The sequence below is a fragment of the Paracoccus contaminans genome (assembly GCF_002105555.1).
Taxonomy (GTDB): domain Bacteria; phylum Pseudomonadota; class Alphaproteobacteria; order Rhodobacterales; family Rhodobacteraceae; genus Paracoccus; species Paracoccus contaminans.
In genome coordinates this window covers 191,327-213,724 of record NZ_CP020612.1, presented here as the reverse complement: position 1 = coordinate 213,724, position 22,398 = coordinate 191,327, and the positions used below count along the sequence as shown (strand labels likewise).

Sequence of the window (22,398 nt, the reverse complement as noted above, 5' to 3'; positions counted from 1 at the left end):
CCATGTCCCTTATCATCAACACGCCATTCGAGTGCCCCGCACAGCATTGGATCGAGGGCAAGGGCGGCAAGCTGGAGATCAAGCCCGAGCGGCGGCCGGCGAGCTACGAGGTCTTCGATGCGCGGAACAACACCAAGCGCACCGAGGTTCTCGACCTGGTGAACACGATCCGGGCGCGCGTGGATCAGTGGCGCGGGGACGGCTGGCCCGGTGTCACCATCGTCACTCGGAAGCTGCTGGACCACTGGCACGACCGCGATGCGCGGCAGTACCCGTTTTATTTCTGCCAGCTCGAGGCCATCGAGACGCTGATCTGGTGGGTCGAGGGGGCCGAGGCCTACAAGCAGGGCATCGCGATCCCCGGCGATGGCGGGGTGTGGGAGCGTCTTTGCAACAAGATGGCGACGGGCGCGGGCAAGACCACGGTGATGGCGATGATCATCACCTGGCAGGTGCTGAACGCGCTGACCTATCCGAAACGGAACAAAGACTTCAGCCGCGCCGTGTTCATCGTGGCCCCTGGCCTGACCGTGAAGGAACGGCTGCAGGTGCTGCTGCCCAGCGAGGGCAGCTACTACGACGAGTTCAACCTGTGCCCGTCCGAGGCCCTGCGCCAGAAGCTGAACCAAGCGGAGGTGCTGATCGAGAACTGGCACACGCTGATGCCGCTGAAGGAAGCGGACCGCTCGGTGGTGAAGAAGGGGCGCGAGTCCGACGAGGCCTTCACGCGGCGGGTGCTGGGCAAGCTGGCGGCGCACAAGGACATCATCGTCATCAACGACGAAGCGCACCACGCCTACCGCAAGCCGCCCGAGGTGAAGATCAGCAAGAAGGCGGCCGCGGAACAAGGCATCGACCTAGACGAAGCGACCCGCTGGATCGAGGGTCTGGACCGCATCCACAAGACCCGGCGCATCCAGCGCTGTTTCGACCTCTCGGCCACGCCCTTCGCCCCGACAGGGAAGAAGAGCACCGACACGGCGCTGTTCGACTGGATCGTCTCGGATTTCGGGCTGAACGACGCGATCGAGGCCGGGCTCGTGAAGACGCCGCGTGTCGTTGTCCGCGACGATGCTGTCCCGGACGCCAAGACGCTCCGGTCGAAGCTTTATCACATCTATCGCGACCCGTCCGTCTCCGAGGACCTGAACCGGGCAAAAGCCGAACCCCACGAAGCACTGCCGAAGCTGGTGCAGGACGCCTACACGCTCCTCGGCGCCGACTGGCGGGAAACGCGTCGGCAGTGGCGAGAAGCCGGGCATCATTCGCCTCCGGTCATGCTCACCGTCTGCAACCGCACGGAGACCGCGGCCCGCATCGAGAGTTATTTCAACAAGGGCGATGCACATTGGCCCGAGTTGCACGCGCCAGACCGGACGCTTCGCGTCGACTCGAAAGTGCTCGAGAAGGCAGAGATCGGCGACACCGCCTCATCCGACAAGGACTACGAGGCGCGCTTGAAGGAGATCATCGACGCGGCAGACCTTCCCGAAACGCGCCGCCAGCAGTTCCTTGCCCTTAAGAAGGAAGAACTGCTGCGCGAGATCGTGGACAATGTCGGGAAAAGGGGTGCCGCCGGTCAGGACCTTCAGAACGTCATATCGGTGGCGATGCTGTCGGAGGGATGGGACGCCAAGAATGTGACGCACATCATGGGGCTCCGGGCCTTCACGTCCCAGTTGCTCTGCGAACAGGTCGTAGGACGCGGACTGCGCCGGGTGTCCTACGACACTGACGAGAACGGCCTGTTCCTGCCCGAATACGTCAACGTCTTCGGCGTGCCGCTCTCGATCTCGGAGACCGGCGAAGGCGGTGAGGCGCCGCCACCGCCGAAGCCCACCACGCAGATCGAGGTGGTGCCCGACCGGGCCCATCTGGAACTTCGCTGGCCGAACGTGCTGCGCGTGGAGACGGTCGTCAAACCGGAGCTCGCGATTGACTGGAGCAAGGTGCAGCCACTGGTGCTCGACCCAGCCAGCACACCGATCAGCGCCGAGCTCGCCCCTGCGCTCGGCGGCGCGACGGACATGGGCAAGGTCACCGCGATCGACCTTGAGAAGCTACCGGATGGCTTCCGTCTGCAGCGCCTCGTGTTCCAGGCTGCACGGAAGGCGTTTGCCGAGCTGAGCCATGGGTTCACCGGCACGCACGAGTATCTGGCGGCGCAGCTGGTCAGGATCGTCGAGGCGTTCCTCAACTCGGACCGCCTCAACATCCCGTCGCTGTTTCACACTGACCCGCTTCGGAGGCGGATCCTGATCGCACTCAACATCGACCTCATCGTTCAGCATGTGCTGAGCAATGTGACGGAGCAGAATACGGAACGCCTGACGCCGGTTTTCGACGAGGAAAATCCGATTGGTGCCACCGGCTCGATGCGCACCTGGTACACGACCAAGCCGTGCTTCCCGACGACCAAGTCGCACATCAGCCATCTGGTGGGAGATTCTGCCTGGGAAGGCCACGCGGCCAATGTCTTCGAGAAGCGCGAGGACGTTCTTGCCTACGCCAAGAACGATCACCTCGGTTTCCAGATCTACTACATGTGGGCGGGCTCCCGGCGGCGATACGTCCCGGATTTCCTGGTCCGTCTTGCTGGCGGCACGATCCTCGCACTCGAGATCAAGGGCACCGACAGTCTTCAGAACAAGGCCAAGCGGGACGCGCTGAACGAATGGGTGAAGGCGATCAATGCAGCAGGCGGTTTCGGACGCTGGGCTTGGGATGTCGCGTTCAAGCCGGGCGAGGTGCAGGACATCGTTACAAAGCACGGGGCCGTCGCCGAGCCGGCAGAATAGGTCTGGCGCTCAGGCCAAAGCGCGACCGAGTTGTTCGATCTCTATTCTCAAGCGACGCTGTCATCGACGTGTTGATGCGACCGGCATAGTGCGGTGATCACCGGGATTTTCGGATCTCTTCCTCCCGTTTCTTGGCATGGAGGAGCAGGAGCTGGCGGGTGTGCCGTGACTGCTGCCTTGCCGCTCTGGCCTGTTCTGCGGTTTGAGGATCGGCGATGTCGGCGGCGAACCTTTCGGCGCGGGCTGCGGCCTTGGCCTGCATGTCGGGTGGGAGGATGGCACGGTAGCTCGGCTCGCGCTGACCGAGGCGCTCGAGGATTTCCTGCAGCGTCTGTTTCCTTTTTGCGCTGCGGGCGCGGGCCAGCTTGTCGCGCGTGGCCGCAAGGATCCAGAGCAGCTCGGCAAACTCGTCGGTCGCGGCGTCGTACACGTCCTTTTCTTCGCGCGTCATCGGCCCGATCACGCGTACCGTTCCCGCGCGGGCGTCGAGGACCAGGTGGTCCGGGTGCGGGACCGGGTCGGGAAGGGAGGTGATGCCGTGGGTCCTCCGGCGGCGCAACTCCGCCTCCCACGCGTCCTTGTAGGTGACGGCGGAGCGGAAGTACTCGGCGTTCAGCTGGAAGCTGGCGCGCTCGATGTCGCCGACGAGTTCGGCGAAGAGTTTCTGGGAGAAGTGCTTTCCCTTGACGGCGTTGTGGGCGATGGCGCGCATGACGGCCTGGGCCATGGGGACGGTGAGGGTGCGATCACCTTCGCGGATGTCGATGCCGCGATAGGCCTCGTCGAGGATGATGGACTTGAGACGCTCCTCGTTGAGGGCGGGGCGCTTGTTCTTCGCGCCCTTGGGGCGGCCGCGCGGATTTCCGGACCGCCCCTTCTGGAAGCGGTGGGCGGCGGGCGGGCGGGCATAGCCGACCTCGTAGGCGGGCTCCGCGCCGGGCGGGTCGAGCCTCGGCAGGCCCGGCGGAGGGTTGCGGGGGGCGGTCACGCCGCGGCCTCGTCGCTGCCACACGCGATGGTGGATACCCGCGCAAGGGTGCCCGGTTCAAGGTTGGCCGCAGCAATGGGGGGTGCCCAGCCGCAGACCAGCTGCTCGGCGTCGTCGTGGGCGAGGCGCTCCCAACGGGCGAGGATGACATCGCCATAGAGCGGGTCGATCTCGCACAGTCGGGCCCGGCGGCCGGTCTTCTCGGCGGCGATGAGGGTGGAGCCGGAGCCGCCGAAGAGGTCGAGGACGATGTCGCCGCGGGCGGAGCAGTCCTTGAGGGCATCGGCGATCATCTGGACCGGCTTGACCGTGGGGTGCATGGCGAGTTCCTCCATGCGCCCGGTGCGCATGGTGTTGACCCCGCGATATTGCCAGACGTTGGTGCGGTAGCGGCCGCCCTCGCCCAGGCCGAAGCTGTTGACGTGCGGGGCGGTGCCCTTCTTGAACACGAACACCAGCTCGTGGCGCGAGCGATAGAAGGTGCCCATGCCGCCGTTGTCCTTGACCCAGACGACAAGGTTCTTGAGCTCGTCGTAGACGGAGGCGCCGGCCTCGAGCAGCTCGCCCATGTGGCGCCAGTCCATGCAGACGAAGTGGATGGAGCCGTCGCAGCTGTGGTCGGCGTGGTTCTGCAGGGCGCGGAGCAGGAAGGCCGTGAACTCGCCCCTGGTCATCTCGCCGGCGGCCATGGCGAACTCGCGGTGCTTGACCTTGCCGGCCCCGCCCACGTGCCCGTCGATCGGGACGTTGTAGGGCGGATCGGTGAACACCATGCGGGCCTCTGCCCCGTTCATCAGCCCGGCGACAACGTCAGGGTCGAGGCTGTCGCCGATCACCAGGCGGTGCGGACCGAGCGCCCAGACATCGCCGAGCCGGCAGCGGGGCGGGGGCGATGCGGGCAGGGCATCGTCCGCGGGATCGTCGGGTTCTTCGGGCGCCAGGCCTTCGACGAGGCGGTCGATCTCGGCGACCTCGAATCCGATCACGCCAAGGTCGAAGTCGAGGTCGGCCTGGGACAACGCCTGCAGTTCCTCGGCAAGGATGGTGTCGTCCCAGCCGGCGTTGAGGGCGATCTTGTTGTCGGCGATGACATAGGCGCGCTTCTGCTCCTCGGTCATGTGCTCGAGGCGGACGCACGGGACGGAGACCATCCCGATCATCCTGGCGGCCTCGACGCGGCCGTGGCCGGCGAGGATGATATTCTGGCGGTCGATGAGGACCGGGTTGGTGAAGCCGAAGCTGCGGATGCTGTCCGCGATCTGGCGGAGCTGCTTCTTCGAGTGGGTGCGGGCATTGCGGGCCCACGGTGTCAGCGCGGCGGGAGCGATCTGCTCGATGTGAAGGTCAACCATGGTGGTCTCCTGTGCTGTGCGGTGCTCGTTGGCCTTGACGCTCATCGTTGTTGTGCGTAACGTCATTGACGAATCCGTAGGGTTGGCGGATCAAAGAAAAGGCGCAAAGCGCCCGGTGGCAGGATAGACAATATGAGAGCGTCATATACTACGAATCCGTATCATGTCAAGCGCTGACGGCATCGCGTCCTTGGGCATCGGCCCGCGGCTCGTCGCGGCGCGTGAAGCGCGCGGACTGAACCAGTCGGAACTGGCCCGCAAGGCGGGCCTTCAGCCGGCGGCGATCGGGCACTTCGAGCACGGCCGCCGCAACCCGTCCTTTGCCAATATCCGCGCCCTGGCCAAGGCGCTGGGTGTCTCGGCGGACTACTTGCTCGGGACAAGTCCCGACATGGCCGGGGCCACCACGGCATTCCGCAATGAGGAGCTGCTGAGCGCCGCTGACCGTGAGCGGATCCAGGTGATGATCGACGCGCTGGCAGCGCAGAAGGCCGGGTCGCCTTGAACACGAGCGCTGCGTCCAGGCCCCGCGAGGAGATGGCGCAGCGAATGGGCGAGGAGGTCGCCCGCCGGCACGGAATGACCGCTCTGCCCGTTGACCCGTTCCTCATCGCCGCGGCCGAGGGTATCCGCGTTCAGCCGTTGCCGGCGGACGAGAGCGGGGTGAGCGGCGTGTTCCTGCTGATGGGGACCGAGGCTGCGATCCTTTACCGCGCCTCGCCGGGCAATCCGGGCTTCGAGCGTTTCTCGGTCGCCCACGAGCTCGGGCATTACTTCCTTGAGGGCCATCCGCAGATGATCCTGAGCCAGGGCGGCCGGCATTCCTCGAATGCCGGGTTCAGGGGGCGGAAGTCGGCGCTCGAGGTCGAGGCGGACCAGTTCGCGGCGGCGCTGCTGATGCCGGCGGGACCGGTGCGGGCATTGCTGGCCGAACTGCCGGTTGGGCTTGACGCGATCCTGGCACTGCGGGACCGCGCGGCTGTGTCGATCCGAGCCGCCGCGATCGCCTGCGCGCGACAGGCCGACCGCCCGGTTGCGGTCATTGTCAGCCACGGGGACCAGGTCGATTACGCGTTTCTGTCGCCCGGCTTCCGGCGGCTCGGGCGCCTGCCGTATCCACGCAAGGGGCAACCGCTCCCGGCGACGGTGACCGCGGGGTTCAACGCCGACCTGTCGGCCATCGGGCTGGGTCATCGCGCCGTCGGCACCTGCCGCCTCTGCGACTGGTTCGACGGTGCGCGTGCCCTCGAGCTCGACGAGGAGATCATCGGGCTGGGGCGATCGGGGCGGACGCTGACCGTGCTCAGCAGCGAAGACCTTGCACGTGAGGACGAGGATGGAGCGGAGGACGACGCGCGGTCGGACCGGCCCTGGCAGCCGCGATTCCGCTGAAGCTCCGTTGAGGCTCCGGCGACCGAACCTCTGGGAGACTGGACTTCTCTGCCGGGGCGAGCGTGATGGACGGTAAGCCCGACCGCGCGTCGGGCTTGTCCGGGTAACAGGCGGCGCAAACGCTGCCGCAACCCGGAGCATACCATCACCATGACGCCGCGACCCCGCCTTGCAGCCGCAAGCAGGAGACCAGCGACCACTGCAGCTGCTTCGGCAGAGCTGGCGCTCTTCGTTGCCGAGATTCTGGCTCTCGACCGCACGGGTCTCGCCGCGGCCTGGCGGGCGCTTCACGGCAGCGCGCCGCCGCGATCGATGAGCCAGCCGCTCCTGCGGCGGGTCCTTGCGTTCGACCTGCAGCTCAGAGCCGCGGGGGGCTGGCCGGAGGGGCTGGAGGCGCGGCTCACCAGGCTCGCGGCAGGCGGCGCGCGCGCCCGGACGGCCGAGCCCAAGGCCGGCGGGCGATTGCTGCGCGAGTGGAACGGGATCACCCATGTCGTCGAGATCACGCCGGACGGGTACCGCTGGAATGGGCAGACCTGGCGGTCGCTGTCGGTGATCGCCCGCGAGATCACCGGTGCGCACTGGTCGGGACCGCGGTTCTTCGGGCTGAACGCGGAGCGCAATGCCCGTGACAAGAAGGCTCGGCAGACGCCCGCGCGAGCGGGTAAGGCGGACAGGGGGCGGGCCGGTCCGGCGATCCCGTCCGGACCGTCAGCGCGGACAGGTTTGAACCCCCGTCATGCCGAGGTTTGGCCATGACCTCGCCCGTCCGCTGCGCGATCTACACCCGCAAGTCGAGCGAGGAGGGGCTGGAGCAGGGGTTCAACACCCTCGACGCCCAGTATGAGTCCTGTGCGGCCTATGTCGCCAGCCAGAAGCACGAGGGCTGGAAGCTGGTCCGGGACCGCTACGACGATGGCGGCTTCTCGGGCGGCAATACCGATCGTCCGGCGCTGCAGCGGCTGCTGGCCGAGGTTGATGCCGGGCGGGTGTCGATGATCGTGGTCTACAAGATCGACCGCCTGACCCGGTCGCTGGCGGACTTCGCCCGGCTGGTCGAACGGCTCGAGGCGAAGGGCTGCTCGTTTGTCTCCGTGACCCAGGCCTTCAACACCTCGACCTCCATGGGCCGCCTGACGCTGAACGTGCTGCTCAGCTTTGCCCAGTTCGAGCGCGAGGTGGCGGGCGAGCGGATCCGGGACAAGATCGCCGCGTCGAAGAAGCGGGGCCTGTGGATGGGGGGCACGCTGCCGCTCGGCTATGACCGTCACCCTGATCCGCGCGCGCAGGTGCTGGTCGTGAATGACGCCGAGGCGGCGACCGTTCGCCTGATCTTCGATCTTTACGAGCAGGCCGGCTGTCTGCGGGCGCTGACCGAGGAGGTGCAGCGCCGCGGCCTGCGTTCGAAGGCGCGGGAGGGCCGGGATGGTCGCGAGATCGGCAACCGCCCGCTCGGGCGCGGACAGCTGCATTACCTGCTGACCAACCCGGTCTATCGGGGTCGTACACGCCATGGTGGCGCCGACCACGAGGGGCAGCATCCGGCGATCATCGACGAGGACCAGTGGAGCCGGGTGCAGGCGCTGCTGCAGCAGAAGTCGGGCAGGGGGCGGGGCGCGCAGGCCGCCGCGCGCGACCCCGCCCCGCTCACCGGCAAGCTGGTCGACGAGACCGGCGACCGACTGACCCCGACGCACACGGCGAAGGGCACGCGGCGGTACCGCTACTATGTCTCCAACCGGATGATCTCGGGGCCGCCGGACCCGCAGGGCTGGCGGCTGCCGGCCGCATCCCTTAAGGCGCAGGTCGCGGAGGCCGTACGCGCCCAGCTTGCCCGCGCCTTGGCCGGCCACACGCTGTTGGCGGTGCCGGACCTGTCCAAGCACGAGCAGTTCGCCGCCGCCTTGATCGACCTTGTCCAGCCGGCGGCGGCGTCGGATGCCGCCCGGCGGGGCAGGCTGCTCGATCTCGTCGAGAGCGGAACCGTCGGTCGCGAGACAACCGCGCTGCAACTGCGGCGCTCCGGCCTTGCCGCTCTCCTCGGTGTCGATCCTGCAGAGATATCGGACACCGCCCTGTCCATCACCGCACCCACGTCGATCCGCCGGCGGGGCGTCGAGGCGCGGCTGGTGATCGGCGAGCGGCCCCGGGATCCGGACCCCAAACTGGTCGCGGCGCTCGCCCGCGCGCATCGCTGGCTCAACGCAATCCGGGCCGGCCGCGACATCGCCGGCCTGGCCAGGGCCGACGGCATCTCCGAGGGCTGCCTGCGGGTGCACCTGCAGCTGGCCCTGCTGGCCCCTGCGATCCAGAAGGCGATCCTCGATGGCACCCAGCCCGAGGGCCTTACCCTGAACCGCCTGACCCGCCCGGAGTTGCCCTCTGACTGGCAGGCGCAGTCCAGGCGCGCCGGCATCCGGCCCGCCTGAGGCGGACCCGCGGCGTTCCCTGTTCTTCCCTGGGGCTTCCCTGTTCCGGCGGATTTTATTCCCTGTTCGGCATGATTTAATTCCCTGTTCCGAAGCGCAGGGTATTTGCCCGCAAGGATCTGAAATCGCTTGGGATAATCGGGAATCAAACAGCGTTTCCGGCGCGTCTGGCGCCCAGATTCCCTGTATATTCCCTGTAAACCGTCCGCGGACCCCAAACCGCACGACAAAACACGGCCGCTGAGACGCCGGCGCGGAATGAGGCGATGAGAGGGAGAAACATCAGTCTCGGATACAGAACCGCAGCCGTAAGCGACCGCAAACCCGCAACTATCCGGGTGCCGTCCGAAAGAGACCGATGGAAGGAAACTGACTGGCTGGGGCGGTAGGAGCCCCACCAAAATCCCGGAAAACTCACCTACTATCAAGCTCTTCTGCCGCCCGCCCCGGCCCGCCGACCAGAACGATGATGACGCCGTGTAGCAAGTGGGCTCGGCGCTCGCAATGCGGAAAAAAATGAGCAGCGCCCCTTGAAGCCTGCTTGCCTGCTTTCCATAGAGGTCTACGCTTCCAGAACGAGTAGGTTTTTTCTCCTGCTGGGCTATACAGACTGACACGGGAACAGGAGACGAAGATGCCGCAAGAAGTCGAGGTTAGACGGGTAGAAGAGCCGGAGCCGCTCGCGTTCGAGCAGTCCACCATCTTTCAAGGGGACGCCCTCTCGGTGCTTCGGAGACTCCCGGCCGCCTCGATCAGGTGCGCGATGACCTCTCCCCCATACTGGGGACTGCGGGACTATGGCGTGGAGACCCAGATCGGCCTCGAAGAGACGATGCCGCAGTTCATCAATCGGTTGGTCGCCGTGTTCCGCGAGGTCCATCGGGTGCTTACACCTGATGGCACCCTCTGGTTGAACATCGGAGACGGCTTCACGAGCGGCAATCGAGGATACCGAGCCGCAGATAAGAAGAATCCGGCGCGCGCCATGGGCGTGCGGCCCGACACGCCTGACGGCCTCAAGCCGAAGGACTTGCTCGGGATTCCGTGGCGTCTGGCATTCGCGCTACAAGATGACGGCTGGTATCTCCGAACAGATATCGTCTGGAACAAGCCTAACGCTATGCCCGAAAGCGTGAAGGACAGGCCGAACCGCAGCCACGAATTCCTCTTCATGTTCACGAAGTCGGAGAAATACCTCTATAACGCCGAGGCGGTAAAGGAGCGTTCCGAGACAGGCGGCCTGCGGAATCGCCGATCTGTCTGGAATGTGCGCACCCGTCCCTACGCGGGCGCGCATTTTGCGACCTTCCCTCCCGAACTCGTCCGTCCGTGTGTCCTTGCCTCTTCGGGGAGGGGGGATTTTGTGCTGGATCCGTTCTTTGGATCGGGAACCGTCGGTGAGGTGGCTCAAAGTGAGGGCCGCCGGTATGTGGGTGTTGAAATCAACCCTGCCTATGTCGAGTTGGCGCGGAAAAGGCTCAATGCTGCCGAAACTCGCATTGTGAGGGTCGCGGCGTGAGTAAGTTCAGTTTTGCGCCTCCTGAGCTTCAGGTCGCCTTTGCCAATAAGCTTAACACCTTCCGTCCTCAGTACCTACAAGAGGCGCTTGCGGCTACTGTCCAACGTCTGGATATTGAGAATTTGGACTCGCAGCTGGCAGAATTTGTCCCGAAGGACGATCTTTCTACCTTGGCAGCAGCAGGGTTGCGGGGAGAACTGCTTTTTGCCGTGCCATGTGTGTTGCAAGATAACCCCCAGCTACTCGCATATTATCGACTCCTATTAGGATATTCTCAAAAACAATTCTATGGCGGAGCCTCGGGATTTGGGGTCGGTCATTTCAAGTCAATGGAAGAGAAGGGCCGCATTGGAACGGCGGCCTCGAACGACCTACAAGATATTTGTCAGGCGCTATGCGCGTCTGGCTCGCTAATGCTGCGCGGCATGAAAGAGCTTGACCTGAAGGTCAGCAAAAGTGGACTCGAAGATCTCTCACTTCTTACCCTCGGGCCGCAGTTGCGCGGTGGCGCCAATAATGTTCGCGGCTTGCTCGGCATATCCAACGTCTTTGAAGTTATCGAGGATATCGTCGGTCATGCCCGTCTGTCGGATGAGGATGATGATAAAACTCGGATAACAATTAAGAGCGCCACAGGAAGGTCTGTGCTAATCCGGTTTGCTGCGGACCCTGACATTGTCGTTCAGGAAGAGGTGTCGCCCGGCCGCTATATTAACGCAGTAGCAATCGAGGTGAAGGCCGGAACGGACGCGTCCAATATCCACAACCGCATAGGGGAAGCCGAGAAGAGCCACCAGAAGGCGCGGAAAGATGGATATGCGGAGTGCTGGACTGTCGTCAATGTGGGAGGGCTTGATATGGCGAAGGTTAGGGCTGAGTCGCCGTCGACAAATCACTTCTTTACTCTCGCCGGCTTGATGAGCAAGGAAGGGGATGACTATGAGAACTTCCGCTCTCGTCTGCTCTCGGCCGTATCAATCGCGGCTAAACCGTCGATTGAAGACTGACACCGGAGACGCAAGCCTTATGAAGTTGTGGGCGCGTCAGGCGCTTGAAAATTCACGGGAGCGCCATATCCGATAGTGCCGGGCAGGCTTCCTGCCTCCTGCCCCGGCACGGCAGGAGGCGGGGGAGGGCTTATGATGACAACGATTCCAAACAGGGACGAATACGAGGCGGCGGCGGCGGGTCTGCTGGATGCCGTCAGCCTCGGCGGCGGGTTCGCCGAGAGGTTGCGGGGCCTGCTGGTCTCAATGACGGAGGGCGGTGATAGCCCGGACGTCTGGGACCTGCTCGGCCGCGCTGACGACAAGAACGCTGCGGCGCTCCTGACGCTGTTCGCGGGCTGGCGGCGATACAAGACGCCGGACACGCTCGACGCCTGGCGCGTGAGGCGGGCGGAGGCGCGGCTGGCACGCGAGGAAGCCCAAGAGGGTGCTTCCGAGATTGCCGCAGAGCGCGAGGCGGCGGCCGAGGTCGCCGCAATGCGCCACGCGCACGGCGACCCGTCAGCGTGAGAGGATGCGCGGCCACGGCGTCAGCCCGTGGCCGCGCAGGGCCCCGCGGCGCGGTCGGCAGACGGCCCCCTCGGAGAGGCCCCGGCAGGGCCGCGGCGGTCGGCAGACGGCCCCTCGGAGAGGCCCCCGGCAGGGCCCCGCGGCGCGGTCGGCAGACGGCCCCCTCGGAGAGGCCCCCGGCAGGGCCCCGCGGCGCGGTCGGCAGACGGCCCCCTCGGAGAGGCCCCCGGCAGGGCCCCGCGGCGCGGTCGGCAGACGGCCCCCTCGGAGAGGCCCCCGGCAGGGCCCCGCGGCGCGGTCGGCAGACGGCCCCCTCGGAGAGGCCCCCGGCAGGGCCCCGCGGCGCGGTCGGCAGACGGCCCCCTCGGAGAGGCCCCCGGCAGGGCGAGTGGGGTTTTGGGGTGGCCGTCAGGACGGGGCCCTAAAACCCAAAGCGAGTTTTGGGTTTCCCAAAAACTTCTCTTGTCTTTCTTCAGCCCGTCATAGCCGGGCTGCGGGAGGACCGCAGAATGAAGGGTGCCGTTCGTTGTGAATCGCTGGATATGGCCGGGCTGACGCGCGCCGAGAAGCACGGGAAACGCTTGGACTGGATCGGTCGTCAGCGGAAAATCCGGGACGCCGATCCGCTTGTGGTCGGCGGCATGGACCTGGTTGACCTCTACGCTGCCCACGTCGACGGGGCGCGACAGAACAAGGGTGCGAAGAAGCCGGTGCTTCACTACATCGTCAGGTTCCCGCCGGAGGTGCTGCTGGATGACGGGCCGACGCCGTTCGCCCGCTTGGACCGGGCCGGGCGTGAGCGGCTGATGGTCGAGCAGGCGGTGCGCTTCATCAACGAGAGCCACGGCGGGCAGGCCGTGTTCGCCGCCCGCTTGGACCGGGATGAAGCGGGGGAAAGCATTGTCGATGTGTTCGCGTGTCCCCGCTACATGAAGCCCTCGCGGTCGGAACGCCGTGAGCCCGCGCTCTGGACCAGCGCGACGAAGTTCGGGGAGGAGTTGGCGCGGAAGCATCAGGACCACATCCGGGCGCGGATGAAGGATGCCACCACCACGAAGGCAATCACTTCTCCGCGCGCCGTGGGGATGGCGCTTCAAGAAGAGTTCGGAGAGTTCTTCGCGCGTGAGAACGGCGTCAATCTGGACGCGCGGAAGTTCAAAGAGAGCCCGGCACAGGACCGACTCGCTATCGAGGAATGGCGACTGCGGCAGATGGAGGCCGACGCCGCCGAGGCGCGTCAGGCGCTCGATGAGGCGCGGGCCGCCTGTGCGGAGGCGGAGGGCGAAGCGCGCAAGGCGCAGGAAGCCCGAGCCGACGCGGAGGATAAGGCGCGCAAGGCGCAGGCGGCGCAGGCCGAAGCGGAGGCGCGTGAGAAGGCCGCGCAGGAACACGCAGCGGAAATCGCCCAAGCCGGGCGGGTGCTCGTGGATGAAATGAGAGAGGAGCGCATCCACTATGCGAAGGGTCGAGAGGACCAAATCCGGTTCAAGAACAAGGAGGCGAGCGTTGCTATCTTGCCGGGATTGCCCGAGTTGGAGCCGCTGGTGTTCGCTGCTGCTGCTATCCAGAAAGAACGGGATGAGAAGCGGGCATTCATCGCCCGCCAAATCGAGAACCTGACGATGGCGTTCAAGGCTATTCGTTCAGCGATTCCCGTAGTGCGGCGGATGCTTCAAAGCCCTGCGACGCCACCGAAGGAAAGGGCGGAGGCCAAGGTGGCGCGCCGTGAGATTGTCCGGGTCGGTCCGATAGCCCGCAACGCGCTCAATCGGGCGCGGGAGGACGCCCAGAAAATCGGGGTTTCATTGCCTGCCGAAGATCCGGGGTCTACTCTGTCGCTATGACTATTCAGCCGCAATGGCTTCCGTGAGATAATCTTCAAAAGCGTCCGTTTGGACCGCTTCCCCGACTTTGCCGCTTCTCGCTCGTTTCTTGACGCTCGGCGTGTTGCCTTTAAGGACTTGCCCCAAGTCTTGAACCGTCATTTCCGGCAATGCTTCCTGTCTCGGCTCTTTAAGCATTGTCTTTATCCGGCGGTCAACCGTGCGGTTGAATTCGTCGGATTTGGAGACGAGGGTGCGCGTCGTGAAAACCGCATACTTCTTTGACTCGTGAAAGCTCTTCCAGACCTCATTCGGATTGAGGGCGTAAGCGTATACGGAGGTTCCCACCCGCACCCGAACGAGATGGTTTCGTTCTTCAAGCCACGCGCTGGCGCGGCGGATGGTGATTTCAGCCACGTCCAACGCTTCGGCCAGCACCTTCTGTGAGGCGACCAAGACGCCGCCGTTGGGGTCCATATGATTGGCAATGAAGGCGAAGAGGCGCGCGGCGTTGGCGTTCTCGGCCATCATCGTCATCATACCATCCCACCCCTCGGGGTAGACCTGCGTGAAGTGCGGATTCTTCGCTTTTTTCCGCTCTTCTTCTTGTTCTTCAAGAAAAATATCTTCTGTGGTCATATCCGCTCCTCCCTGTGGGTGGGCGCCCTTATGATCCGATCTGATTCGCGTCAAGAACAAGACACGGCAGATCCGAATTTTCTCTCTGGTGATCGAATCCGGTAAAAACACCGATCAACCTACTGATCGGTGGACCGATCACTCTACTGATCGGTGGACCGATCATCCTATTGATCGGTCGTATGTCTAAAAACGATGCTATAACAGATACTTAGATTTTCTCCCTCTCTGTCTACTCTCACGGCCTCTTCGCGACCGTTCGAGAGGGGCGGGGGCAAGCCCCCGGACCCCCGCCTACGGCGTGTTCACAAGAAAAGAAGAGGGACCAGCGGGACCGAAGCACCTCTACGGCGTCGGCGTCATCTCGGACGGATGCGAAGAGGCCGAAGAGGCCACGCGAGCGTGGCCGAGACCGCGCACCCCTGCGCGGTCGGACCTGCCCGGCTACGCCGGGCAGGTGAGGTGTCGAAATTCGATCACAGATGATCGGTCGACCGATCACCTCGCTTCGTTTTATTCTCCGTAAAGGTTTCGAGTAATATTAGGGGTCGAAAATGAACACACCGTGTGTTCAAATCTGTGATGATTCATAACATAGAGAAGATGGCTTCAAGGAAGGCCGCTTCAAAAGACGCGCGGCAGGGCCTCCACGGCCGCGCGGAGTGTCAGGACTGGCGCGCGCCCTCCGTATCGGTCGTCCTCGATGTCGCCCACAAGGTGGCCGAACAACTCCGCGCGGATATGCTTCTCAATCTCGGACTCCGCGCGCAGCCCTTGAACGGCGTAGTGCCGGAAGGAGTGGAAGGTCTTCCGTGGCTGCGGGCCGAGGCGGTCGTTCTGGATGTTGCGCCACAGGTAGTCCATCGAGTCGCCAATCTGGGACTTGGCGCTCTTGCGCCGGAGGTCGTGGAAGAGGTCGGTGCGGCCCGCCTCGCGCTGGCCGCCCGCGTAGTCGAGGAAGCCGAGTTCGATGAGGTGAGAGTGGACCGGCACGACGCGCTCGGATTGCGGGTTTTTCAAGCCGCGCCGGGCGTTCGGGCGGATGCGGATGACGGGGACGCCCTCCGCCTCGTCAATGTCGGTCGTTTCAAGCCCGCAGATCTCTTCGCGGCGCGCGCCGGTGTAGGCGGCGATCAGGGGCACCCAGTAAAGCCAGTCCTTCACGACAACGCTGCCCGGCTGACGGCGGCGTTTCGCGCTCTTACAGCCCGTCCAAACGGGGGCCGCAAAGATGCTGCGGACGTCCTCGGGCGTGAACGCCTCGCGCTCGTCCTTCGCGGCGCGCTTCGAGAAGCGGCGGAGGAGGGATGGGTTGACAGAGGAGTCAACCCGCAGGCCCTCCGCTTGGGCGGCTTTCAGCACCTTCCCGAGGTGGACGAGGTTCCGGTTCACCGTTGCGACAGAAAGGCCCACGGAAACGCCTGCCGCCGCCGCTTCGGCCACGATGTCGCCGATAGGCTTCTCTCGCTCGGCGGCGCTCCGCCTGTAAGAAGGTGGCAAGTGGTCAAGCGTGGCAACGAACTGCGCGAGGTGGTGCTGCCGAATGTCCCGCACATCGTCCAGGCCGGTGATTTCGCAGAACAGGTCCGCGATGGCGCGCAACTGGGTCAACGTCTTCGCGTTGGCGCGCCCGGTGCGCGCGTGCGTGGCGCTCATGCGGCTCACAACATCCGAGATCCGCGCCGAGAAGCCTGCGGAGGGCCCGCGTGAAGGCGCGGGACGCGGGCGGGGTGTCGGGGCCGTCTCCGGCGCGCGACGGGGCTGCGGGGGCGGCTCCGCGCGGCGCTCGGGCTTCTTGGGCGGCTCCGGCCCCTCGTCAGACGCGTCGGCGGGCGGGTCGAAAAAGAAGAAGAAGGCGCGGCCCTCCGGTAGGTGGGCCGGGTCGCCTCCGGCCTTCTCGTAATCAATCGCCAACCGCTCCCGCTGAACGGCGCGGACGATGGCCTCCCGGACAGTCAACAGGTCGGCAGTTTCCCGGTCAAGGAGGTTCCAACCTAAAAGCGATGCCGCCGTGGCCGCGCAGGCGAGGCGCTTGGCCTCGAACGGGTCGGCGGTGGCGAGCGGGATTTGAACCGCCTTTCCGCGATATAGCCGCCGCCAGACATAGAAGCGGCCGCGCCGGAAGACGTAGTTCGTGATGCCCAAGGCGCCCCCCGTGATGCGGGGTCGGCGGGCCTCGGAACCTGATGACGCCGTGTCATTATGCTGACGCCGTGTCATCATCCCCCTCGGGGCGGGGTCAAAAGCCTGATACAGAACGAATTTTCAGGATACTGGCTGGGGCGGTAGGATTCGAACCTACGGTACACGGTACCAAAAACCGATGCCTTACCACTTGGCCACGCCCCAGCAGTGGGGGGTGTTTAGCCAAGGGTTCGGGGGGCTGCAAGAGGCATCGGGGTAAAATCTTGCCCAGGCCTGGCCGCCCCTGTATCGCGCAGGGATGGAGCAAGCGGATGTGGTCATTCTCGGCGCTGGGGCGGCGGGGCTTTTCTGTGCGGGCCGGCTGGGCGCGCTGATCGGGGCAGGCGGGGCGCGGCGCATCGTCGTGCTCGATCACGGCCGCGAGCCGGGTGAAAAGATCCGCATCTCGGGCGGGGGGCGCTGCAACTTCACCAACATCGCGACCGCGCCGGATCGCTTCGTGTCGCAGACGCCGCGCTTTTGCGCCTCGGCGCTGGCGGGCTTTGCGCCGCAGGATTTTGTTGCGCTGGTGGATCGTGCCGGCATCGCCTGGCACGAAAAGACGCAAGGGCAGCTTTTCTGCGACGGCAGCGCAAGGCAGATCGTGACGATGCTGACCGAGGCGCTGGGGGGCTGCCAGCTGCGGCTCGGGGTCGGGGTCGAGGCGGTTGCGCCGGGCGCGGCGGGCGAGCCCTTCATTGTCCACACGACGGCCGGCCCGATCGGTGCGCGCCGGGTCGTCGTGGCCACCGGGGGGAAATCCATCCCCAAGATGGGGGCCAGCGGCATCGGCTACCGCATCGCCGAGGCGACCGGCCACCGGATCGTTCCGACCAGGCCCGGCCTGGTTCCCCTGACATTTGCCGAACAGGAGCTGCGTCACAGCGCGGCACTGGCCGGCGTTTCGGTCGAGGCAGCGGCCCGCGTGGCTGCCGCGCCGCGCAAGGGCCAGCGCGCGCCCCTGTTCCGCGATGCGCTGCTGTTCACGCATCGGGGCCTGTCCGGCCCGGCGATCCTGCAGATATCGAATTTCTGGCAGCCGGGCGAGGCGCTGAGCCTCGATCTCGCGCCGGGGCGCGATCTGGATGGCCTGCTGCGGCAGGCCAGAGGCGAGGGCGGGCGGGCGCGGCTTGCCACCGTGCTGGGCCGCTGGCTGCCAGCGCGGCTGGCCGGCGCCGTGCTTGACCAGATGGGCCTGGCCGAGGCGCGCATCGCTGATCAGTCGGATGCGGCGCTGGCACGCCTTGCCGAACGGCTGAGCCGCTGGCAGGTCGTCCCCGTCGGGTCCGAAGGCTATCGCACCGCCGAGGTCACGGTCGGTGGCGTGGATTGCCGCGACCTTGATGCCCGCACGCTGCAATCACGGCATATGCGGGGGCTGTTCTTCATCGGCGAGGTGGTCGACGTGACCGGCTGGCTGGGCGGCTATAACTTTCAATGGGCTTGGGCGTCGGCAGATGCCGCCGCCCGCGCCATTGGCTCGGACGGCTAGGCGCGCAGCGGCTCGGCCTTGGCCAGCGCATCAAAGCGCATCAGGCTGGCGATCAGGGGCGCCATCCGGTCCAGCGGGATCATGTTGGGGCCGTCGGAGGGGGCCGTGTCGGGCGCCTCGTGCGTTTCGATGAACACCCCGGCGATGCCCAGCGAGACGGCGGCGCGCGCCATCACGGGGGCGAATTCGCGCTGCCCGCCAGAGGCGCTGCCCTGGCCGCCGGGCTGCTGGACGGAATGGGTGGCATCCATGATGACCGGCCAGCCCGTGCGCGCCATGATCGGCAGGGACCGCATGTCCGTGACCAGCGTGTTATAGCCGAAGCTGACCCCGCGTTCGGTCAGCAGGATGCGTTCGTTGCCGGTCGATGCGACCTTGTCCGCAACATTGGGCATGTCCCAGGGGGCAAGGAACTGCCCCTTCTTGATGTTCACCGCCGCCCCGCTGCGCCCCGCGGCCAGCAGCAGGTCGGTCTGCCGGCACAGAAAGGCGGGGATCTGGATGATGTCGGCGACGCTGGCGGCGCGCATGGCCTGGTCGATGTCATGAACATCGGTCAGCACCGGGCAGCCGAACCGTTCACGCACCGCGGCCAGCATCGCCAGCCCCTCGTCGATCCCGACGCCGCGCCGGCCCGACAGGGCGGTGCGGTTCGCCTTGTCATAGCTGGCCTTGAACACGAACCCGGCGCCGGCGCGGGCGCAGGCATCCGCCAGGACATCCGCGATGCGCAGGGCGTGATCCAGCGTTTCCAGCTGGCACGGACCGGCGATCAGCACCAGTGGCCGGTCATTGCCGAAGGTGACGCCGCCCACGGCGACGCTGCGCTGGGCGGCCGGAAGGGGCGGCAGCGATCCGGGCGCCTCTGACCCGTTGTCGCGGATCACGAGGACACCTGTTCGCGCAGGATCGAGGCGGTAAGCGACATCATCAGATAAATCCCCGAAAAGACAAGAAAGGCGACGATCGTATTCTGCAGAGCCTTGGGATAGGTTGCCTCGTCCGGCGGGACGGGCGCCACGGAAAGCGACAGGTAGCGGACCTGCTTGTTCGCCTCGACCCGTGCGGTTTCCATCTGTCCGGCCGCGGCGGCCAGCAGCTGCTGGCGGGTCGCCAGATCGCCTTCGGCGATCCGCAGCTCGCCCGAAATGGCGGCCAGAGAGGCGCGGTTGCCCTGGTCCTGGGTCAGCTTGGCGCGCGTGTCGGCGATCAGCTGTTCCAGCCGCGAGATGTCGCCCTGCGTGCCGGCAACGCGGCTCTGGTTCGGGCGGGCATTGGCCAGCAGCTGGCCAAGCTCCAGCCGCTTCTTGGACAGCTCTCCCTCCAGCGCCGAGATCTGGCTCATCACCACGCTGCCCTCGGCGGTAGGGTCCAGAACCCCCAGCCGTTCCTGCAGGGCCTGCACGCGGGCCTGCGCTTCCTGCACCTTGCGCTCGGCATCGTTGTAGGTCTCGATGGCGCCCTTCATCTGGTCGTCGCGCAGGCGGGCCGTCATCTGATCGACCTGGCCTTCGGCATAGCGGATCAGCGCCAGGCTGAACTGTTCGGACAGCTTGGGATCGGGGGCGATCACCTCCATGTTGATGACCCCCTCGGTCGGGTCATAGCCGATCTTGACCGAATCCTGATACACGGCATAGGCCTGTTCCATCGTCGCATCCCCCGACAGCCGCTTGAGCGGGTCGATGGACGGATCTTGGAAGGCGCGGGTAAAGCCCAGTTCCTGATCCAGCCGCCGCATCGCATCGCGCGAGGTCAGGTAGGATTGCACCGAAACGCTGTCGGGGTTTGTCGCCAGCTGCGTGCCACGGAACATCCCGCCCAGCTCGCCCCCGCCGCCCGCATCGGCCTGCTGGATCAGGAACTGCGATGTCGTGGCGTAAAGGGGCGTCGCCTGGGTCAGGTAATACCATCCGGCGATCAGCGTGGGCAGCCCGACAAAGAAGGCCAGCCGCGCCATCAGCCAGCTGAAGTTGCGCCGCCGCCGCTTGGCGATGTCACGCTGGATTCGATAGATTTCGGCCGCGCGGCGTTCCTCGGTCAGCGCCTCGCGCGAGGGCAGGGCAGGCCCCTGCGGGCGGGCCGGCAGCCCGTCGGGGGCAATGGGCGCGATTTCCTTGCGCCTGGCGCGGGCCGGCAGCGATGGCGCGGGAACCGTGGCGGGGGCCTGGGGCGAGGGCGCCGATTGCGCCGCATTCCCGGCATTGGCGAGGATCCTGCCCACCGCGCCGCGGTGGAAGGGGTCGATCCCCTTGTCGCGCAGGCGCAGCACCGCCTCGTGCTCCGAGGCGGCCTCGATCCCGTGCATCGCCGCGATCCGGGCTGCAAGGCGAAGCTGGCGCGAGGTCAGGTTTTCGGCCCGGACGGCGGCGATCCGCGCCGCGTCGTCCGGGGCAGGCCGGCCCGCAGGCGGCTGGCCCCCCTTGCGGTCCCGAGCGCCCGGCGCGGCCGCGTCCGGGTGCGGCGCCGCCCCGGGAAAGCGCATCGCCCCGAAGCCGTCATCGGCCGCCCCGAGCATCGCGGCGATGTCGGCCGGTTCCGCCGCATGCGCGCCCGCGCCCTGCGGCGCCTCGTCATGTGGGGCTTGGGGCTGCGCCGATGTCTGCGCCGCCTGCGCGCCGCGCTGGATCTCGACCCGCACCGCGGGACGGGCAGGCGACTGCCGCGGCGCGGCAGGGGCGGGCGCTTCGCCCTGTGCGGCCGCCCGCGCGGCGGACAGCGGCGATTCGGCGGCGCTGAGGTGGAAACGGCGGACCTTAGGCGGTGTAGTCATAATACTGCTTGGCCTCGTCCAGGGATTCGAACATGTAAAGACGGCCGTCGCGCATCACCGCCGCGCGGCGGCAGAACTTTTCCAGCGTGGCGGGCTGATGGGACACGACGATCACCGTCGCGGTTTTAAGCCGGTCATAGAGAACCGATCCGGCCTTGCGGTTGAATTCGACATCCGTGGTCGAGGGCATCCCCTCGTCGATCAGGTAGATGTCGAATTCGAGCGCCAGCAGCAGCGCAAAGGTCAGGCGCGAGCGCATCCCCGCGCTGTAGGTGCCGACAGGGCGGTCGAAATATTCCCCGATGTCGCACAGCCAGCGGCAGAAGGCCGAGACATAGTCCGGGTCCAGCCCGTATATCCGCGCGATATAGCGCGAATTCTCGTTGGCCGACAGCTTGGCGATGACCCCGCCCATGAAGCCCAGCGGAAACGACACCCGGCATCCCGTGCGGATCGTGCCCTCGTCCGGCTTTTCCAGCCCGCACATCATGTTGATCAGCGTGGTCTTGCCCGTGCCGTTCGGTGCAAGGATACCCAGCGATTCCCCCAGTTCCACCCGGAACGAGGCGCGCTCGAGGATCACCTTGCGCTGCGAGCCGGTCCAGAACGACTTCGAGACGTTGTCGAATTCCAGCATCCTGTGCGCAGTGGTCCCTTTGGGGTCGAAAGACGCCGCACCGCCTGCGCGGCATTGCGGCGGAACATAGGCAGGCCGGCCGCTTGTGTCCATCTGGACGCGCGGGGCCGTGAAAATACACGGTGTTATTCGCCCATGCGGGCCCCTATCTGGATGCGATGAGCCAGCCTGCCAGCATGCCGCCCGATCCCCCAGCGCCCGCCCCTTGCCCTGAGCCGCAGCCGCCTGCTGCGGGCCCTCTGATCGGCCCCCCGGCCCCTCATCGGGCCGAGCCGCCGGTCGCCGGCGAGCTGCGCGCCTGCCGCCTGTGCGCCGACCGCTTTGCCGCCACCGCGACGGCCCATGCGCCGCGCCCCGTCGTGTGGTTCGCGCGGGGCGCAAGGGTGCTGGTCGCCAGCCAGGCGCCGGGCCTGCGCGTCCATCAGTCGGGCCGTCCCTTCACCGATGCATCGGGGCGGCGGCTGCGGGAATGGATGGGCGTGGACGAGGCGACGTTCTACGACCGCAGCCGCGTCGCGATCGTGCCGATGGGCTTTTGCTTTCCGGGCTATGATGCCAGGGGATCGGACCTGCCGCCCCCGGCGATCTGCGCCGCGACATGGCGGGGGCGGGTGCTGGACGAGCTGCGCCCGCGGGTGACGCTGCTGATCGGGGGTTATGCGATCCGCTGGCATCTGGGGCTGCGCGACGTGACGGCGGCGGTGGCGGGCTGGCGCGATCACGCCCCGGCCGTCTGGCCCTTGCCTCATCCGTCCTGGCGCAATACCGGATGGCTCAAACGCAATCCGTGGTTCCAAGCCGAACTGGTCCCCGCGCTGCAGCAGACGCTGGGGGACATGCTGGAGCCGCGCTGAT

The 22,398-nt window shown here is 66.3% G+C and carries 18 protein-coding genes and 1 tRNA gene; 11 read left to right on the top strand and 8 right to left on the bottom strand.

Going from position 1 to position 22,398, the window contains the following annotated elements; genetic code table 11:
• Positions 1 to 2: 2 nt before the first annotated feature.
• Complete coding sequence (locus B0A89_RS01015; protein ID WP_085376546.1) at positions 3 to 2,798, top strand: BPTD_3080 family restriction endonuclease; 2,796 nt, start codon at positions 3 to 5, stop codon at positions 2,796 to 2,798.
• A 97-nt stretch (positions 2,799 to 2,895) separates the two neighbouring features.
• Here the strand turns inward: B0A89_RS01015 and B0A89_RS01010 are convergent, their stop codons facing one another.
• A complete protein-coding gene (locus B0A89_RS01010; protein ID WP_085376545.1) occupies positions 2,896 to 3,786 on the bottom strand; it encodes a DUF5681 domain-containing protein in 891 nt (296 codons plus the stop codon).
• Positions 3,783 to 5,183, bottom strand: a complete 1,401-nt coding sequence (locus tag B0A89_RS01005; RefSeq protein WP_240558583.1) for a site-specific DNA-methyltransferase — start codon at positions 5,181 to 5,183, stop codon at positions 3,783 to 3,785. Before B0A89_RS01005 ends, B0A89_RS01010 begins: the two co-directional genes overlap by 4 nt.
• 118 nt (positions 5,184 to 5,301) lie before the next feature.
• On the opposite strand from B0A89_RS01005, the gene B0A89_RS01000 reads away from it, so the two are divergent.
• From B0A89_RS01000 to B0A89_RS00965, 8 genes are all read left to right on the top strand, one after another.
• Positions 5,302 to 5,643: a helix-turn-helix domain-containing protein gene (locus B0A89_RS01000; protein ID WP_085376544.1), complete on the top strand. Its 342-nt coding sequence runs from the start codon at positions 5,302 to 5,304 to the stop codon at positions 5,641 to 5,643.
• Between the two features lie 32 nt (positions 5,644 to 5,675).
• A complete protein-coding gene (locus B0A89_RS00995; protein WP_157115206.1) occupies positions 5,676 to 6,530 on the top strand; it encodes an ImmA/IrrE family metallo-endopeptidase in 855 nt (284 codons plus the stop codon).
• Between the two features lie 150 nt (positions 6,531 to 6,680).
• Complete coding sequence (locus tag B0A89_RS00990; protein WP_085376542.1) at positions 6,681 to 7,289, top strand: DUF2924 domain-containing protein; 609 nt, start codon at positions 6,681 to 6,683, stop codon at positions 7,287 to 7,289.
• Entirely contained in the window at positions 7,286 to 8,959 is a 1,674-nt protein-coding gene (locus B0A89_RS00985; protein ID WP_085376541.1) for a recombinase family protein, read from the top strand. Before B0A89_RS00990 ends, B0A89_RS00985 begins: the two co-directional genes overlap by 4 nt.
• A gap of 802 nt (positions 8,960 to 9,761) precedes the next feature.
• The gene (locus B0A89_RS00980; protein ID WP_240558582.1) at positions 9,762 to 10,478 is read left to right on the top strand and encodes a DNA-methyltransferase; all 717 of its coding nucleotides are present in this window, start codon (positions 9,762 to 9,764) and stop codon (positions 10,476 to 10,478) included.
• Complete coding sequence (locus B0A89_RS00975; protein WP_085376539.1) at positions 10,475 to 11,485, top strand: XcyI family restriction endonuclease; 1,011 nt, start codon at positions 10,475 to 10,477, stop codon at positions 11,483 to 11,485. Before B0A89_RS00980 ends, B0A89_RS00975 begins: the two co-directional genes overlap by 4 nt.
• 135 nt (positions 11,486 to 11,620) lie before the next feature.
• Complete coding sequence (locus B0A89_RS00970; RefSeq protein WP_157115205.1) at positions 11,621 to 11,995, top strand: hypothetical protein; 375 nt, start codon at positions 11,621 to 11,623, stop codon at positions 11,993 to 11,995.
• Positions 11,996 to 12,504: 509 nt separating this feature from the next.
• Complete coding sequence (locus B0A89_RS00965; protein WP_157115204.1) at positions 12,505 to 13,839, top strand: hypothetical protein; 1,335 nt, start codon at positions 12,505 to 12,507, stop codon at positions 13,837 to 13,839.
• On the opposite strand, the gene B0A89_RS00960 is transcribed toward B0A89_RS00965, so the two are convergent.
• The 3 genes from B0A89_RS00960 to B0A89_RS00950 form a co-directional block, all read right to left on the bottom strand.
• The gene (locus tag B0A89_RS00960; protein ID WP_085376536.1) at positions 13,840 to 14,457 is read right to left on the bottom strand and encodes a replication/maintenance protein RepL; all 618 of its coding nucleotides are present in this window, start codon (positions 14,455 to 14,457) and stop codon (positions 13,840 to 13,842) included. It abuts the gene before it with no gap.
• Between the two features lie 624 nt (positions 14,458 to 15,081).
• Positions 15,082 to 16,602: a site-specific integrase gene (locus tag B0A89_RS00955; RefSeq protein ID WP_085376535.1), complete on the bottom strand. Its 1,521-nt coding sequence runs from the start codon at positions 16,600 to 16,602 to the stop codon at positions 15,082 to 15,084.
• Positions 16,603 to 16,731: 129 nt separating this feature from the next.
• A tRNA-Gln gene (locus B0A89_RS00950) sits at positions 16,732 to 16,806 on the bottom strand.
• Positions 16,807 to 16,900: 94 nt separating this feature from the next.
• On the opposite strand from B0A89_RS00950, the gene B0A89_RS00945 reads away from it, so the two are divergent.
• Positions 16,901 to 18,133 (top strand): BaiN/RdsA family NAD(P)/FAD-dependent oxidoreductase, encoded by a 1,233-nt coding sequence (locus B0A89_RS00945; RefSeq protein WP_085376534.1) that lies wholly within the window; start codon positions 16,901 to 16,903, stop codon positions 18,131 to 18,133.
• Here the strand turns inward: B0A89_RS00945 and kdsA are convergent.
• The 3 genes from kdsA to B0A89_RS00930 all read right to left on the bottom strand — a co-directional run bounded on the left by kdsA (position 18,130) and on the right by B0A89_RS00930 (position 21,543).
• A complete protein-coding gene (gene kdsA / locus B0A89_RS00940; RefSeq protein WP_420814442.1) occupies positions 18,130 to 18,948 on the bottom strand; it encodes a 3-deoxy-8-phosphooctulonate synthase in 819 nt (272 codons plus the stop codon). The genes B0A89_RS00945 and kdsA overlap by 4 nt on opposite strands.
• A gap of 68 nt (positions 18,949 to 19,016) precedes the next feature.
• Complete coding sequence (locus B0A89_RS00935) at positions 19,017 to 20,906, bottom strand: capsule biosynthesis protein (RefSeq protein WP_085376533.1); 1,890 nt, start codon at positions 20,904 to 20,906, stop codon at positions 19,017 to 19,019.
• Complete coding sequence (locus tag B0A89_RS00930; RefSeq protein ID WP_085376532.1) at positions 20,890 to 21,543, bottom strand: ABC transporter ATP-binding protein; 654 nt, start codon at positions 21,541 to 21,543, stop codon at positions 20,890 to 20,892. The genes B0A89_RS00935 and B0A89_RS00930 overlap by 17 nt, the downstream gene beginning before the upstream one ends.
• A 122-nt stretch (positions 21,544 to 21,665) precedes the next feature.
• Between B0A89_RS00930 and B0A89_RS00925 the strand changes: the two genes are divergently transcribed.
• On the top strand, positions 21,666 to 22,397 hold the full coding sequence (locus B0A89_RS00925; RefSeq protein WP_240558581.1) for a uracil-DNA glycosylase family protein: 732 nt from the start codon (positions 21,666 to 21,668) through the stop codon (positions 22,395 to 22,397).
• Position 22,398 lies beyond the last annotated feature (1 nt).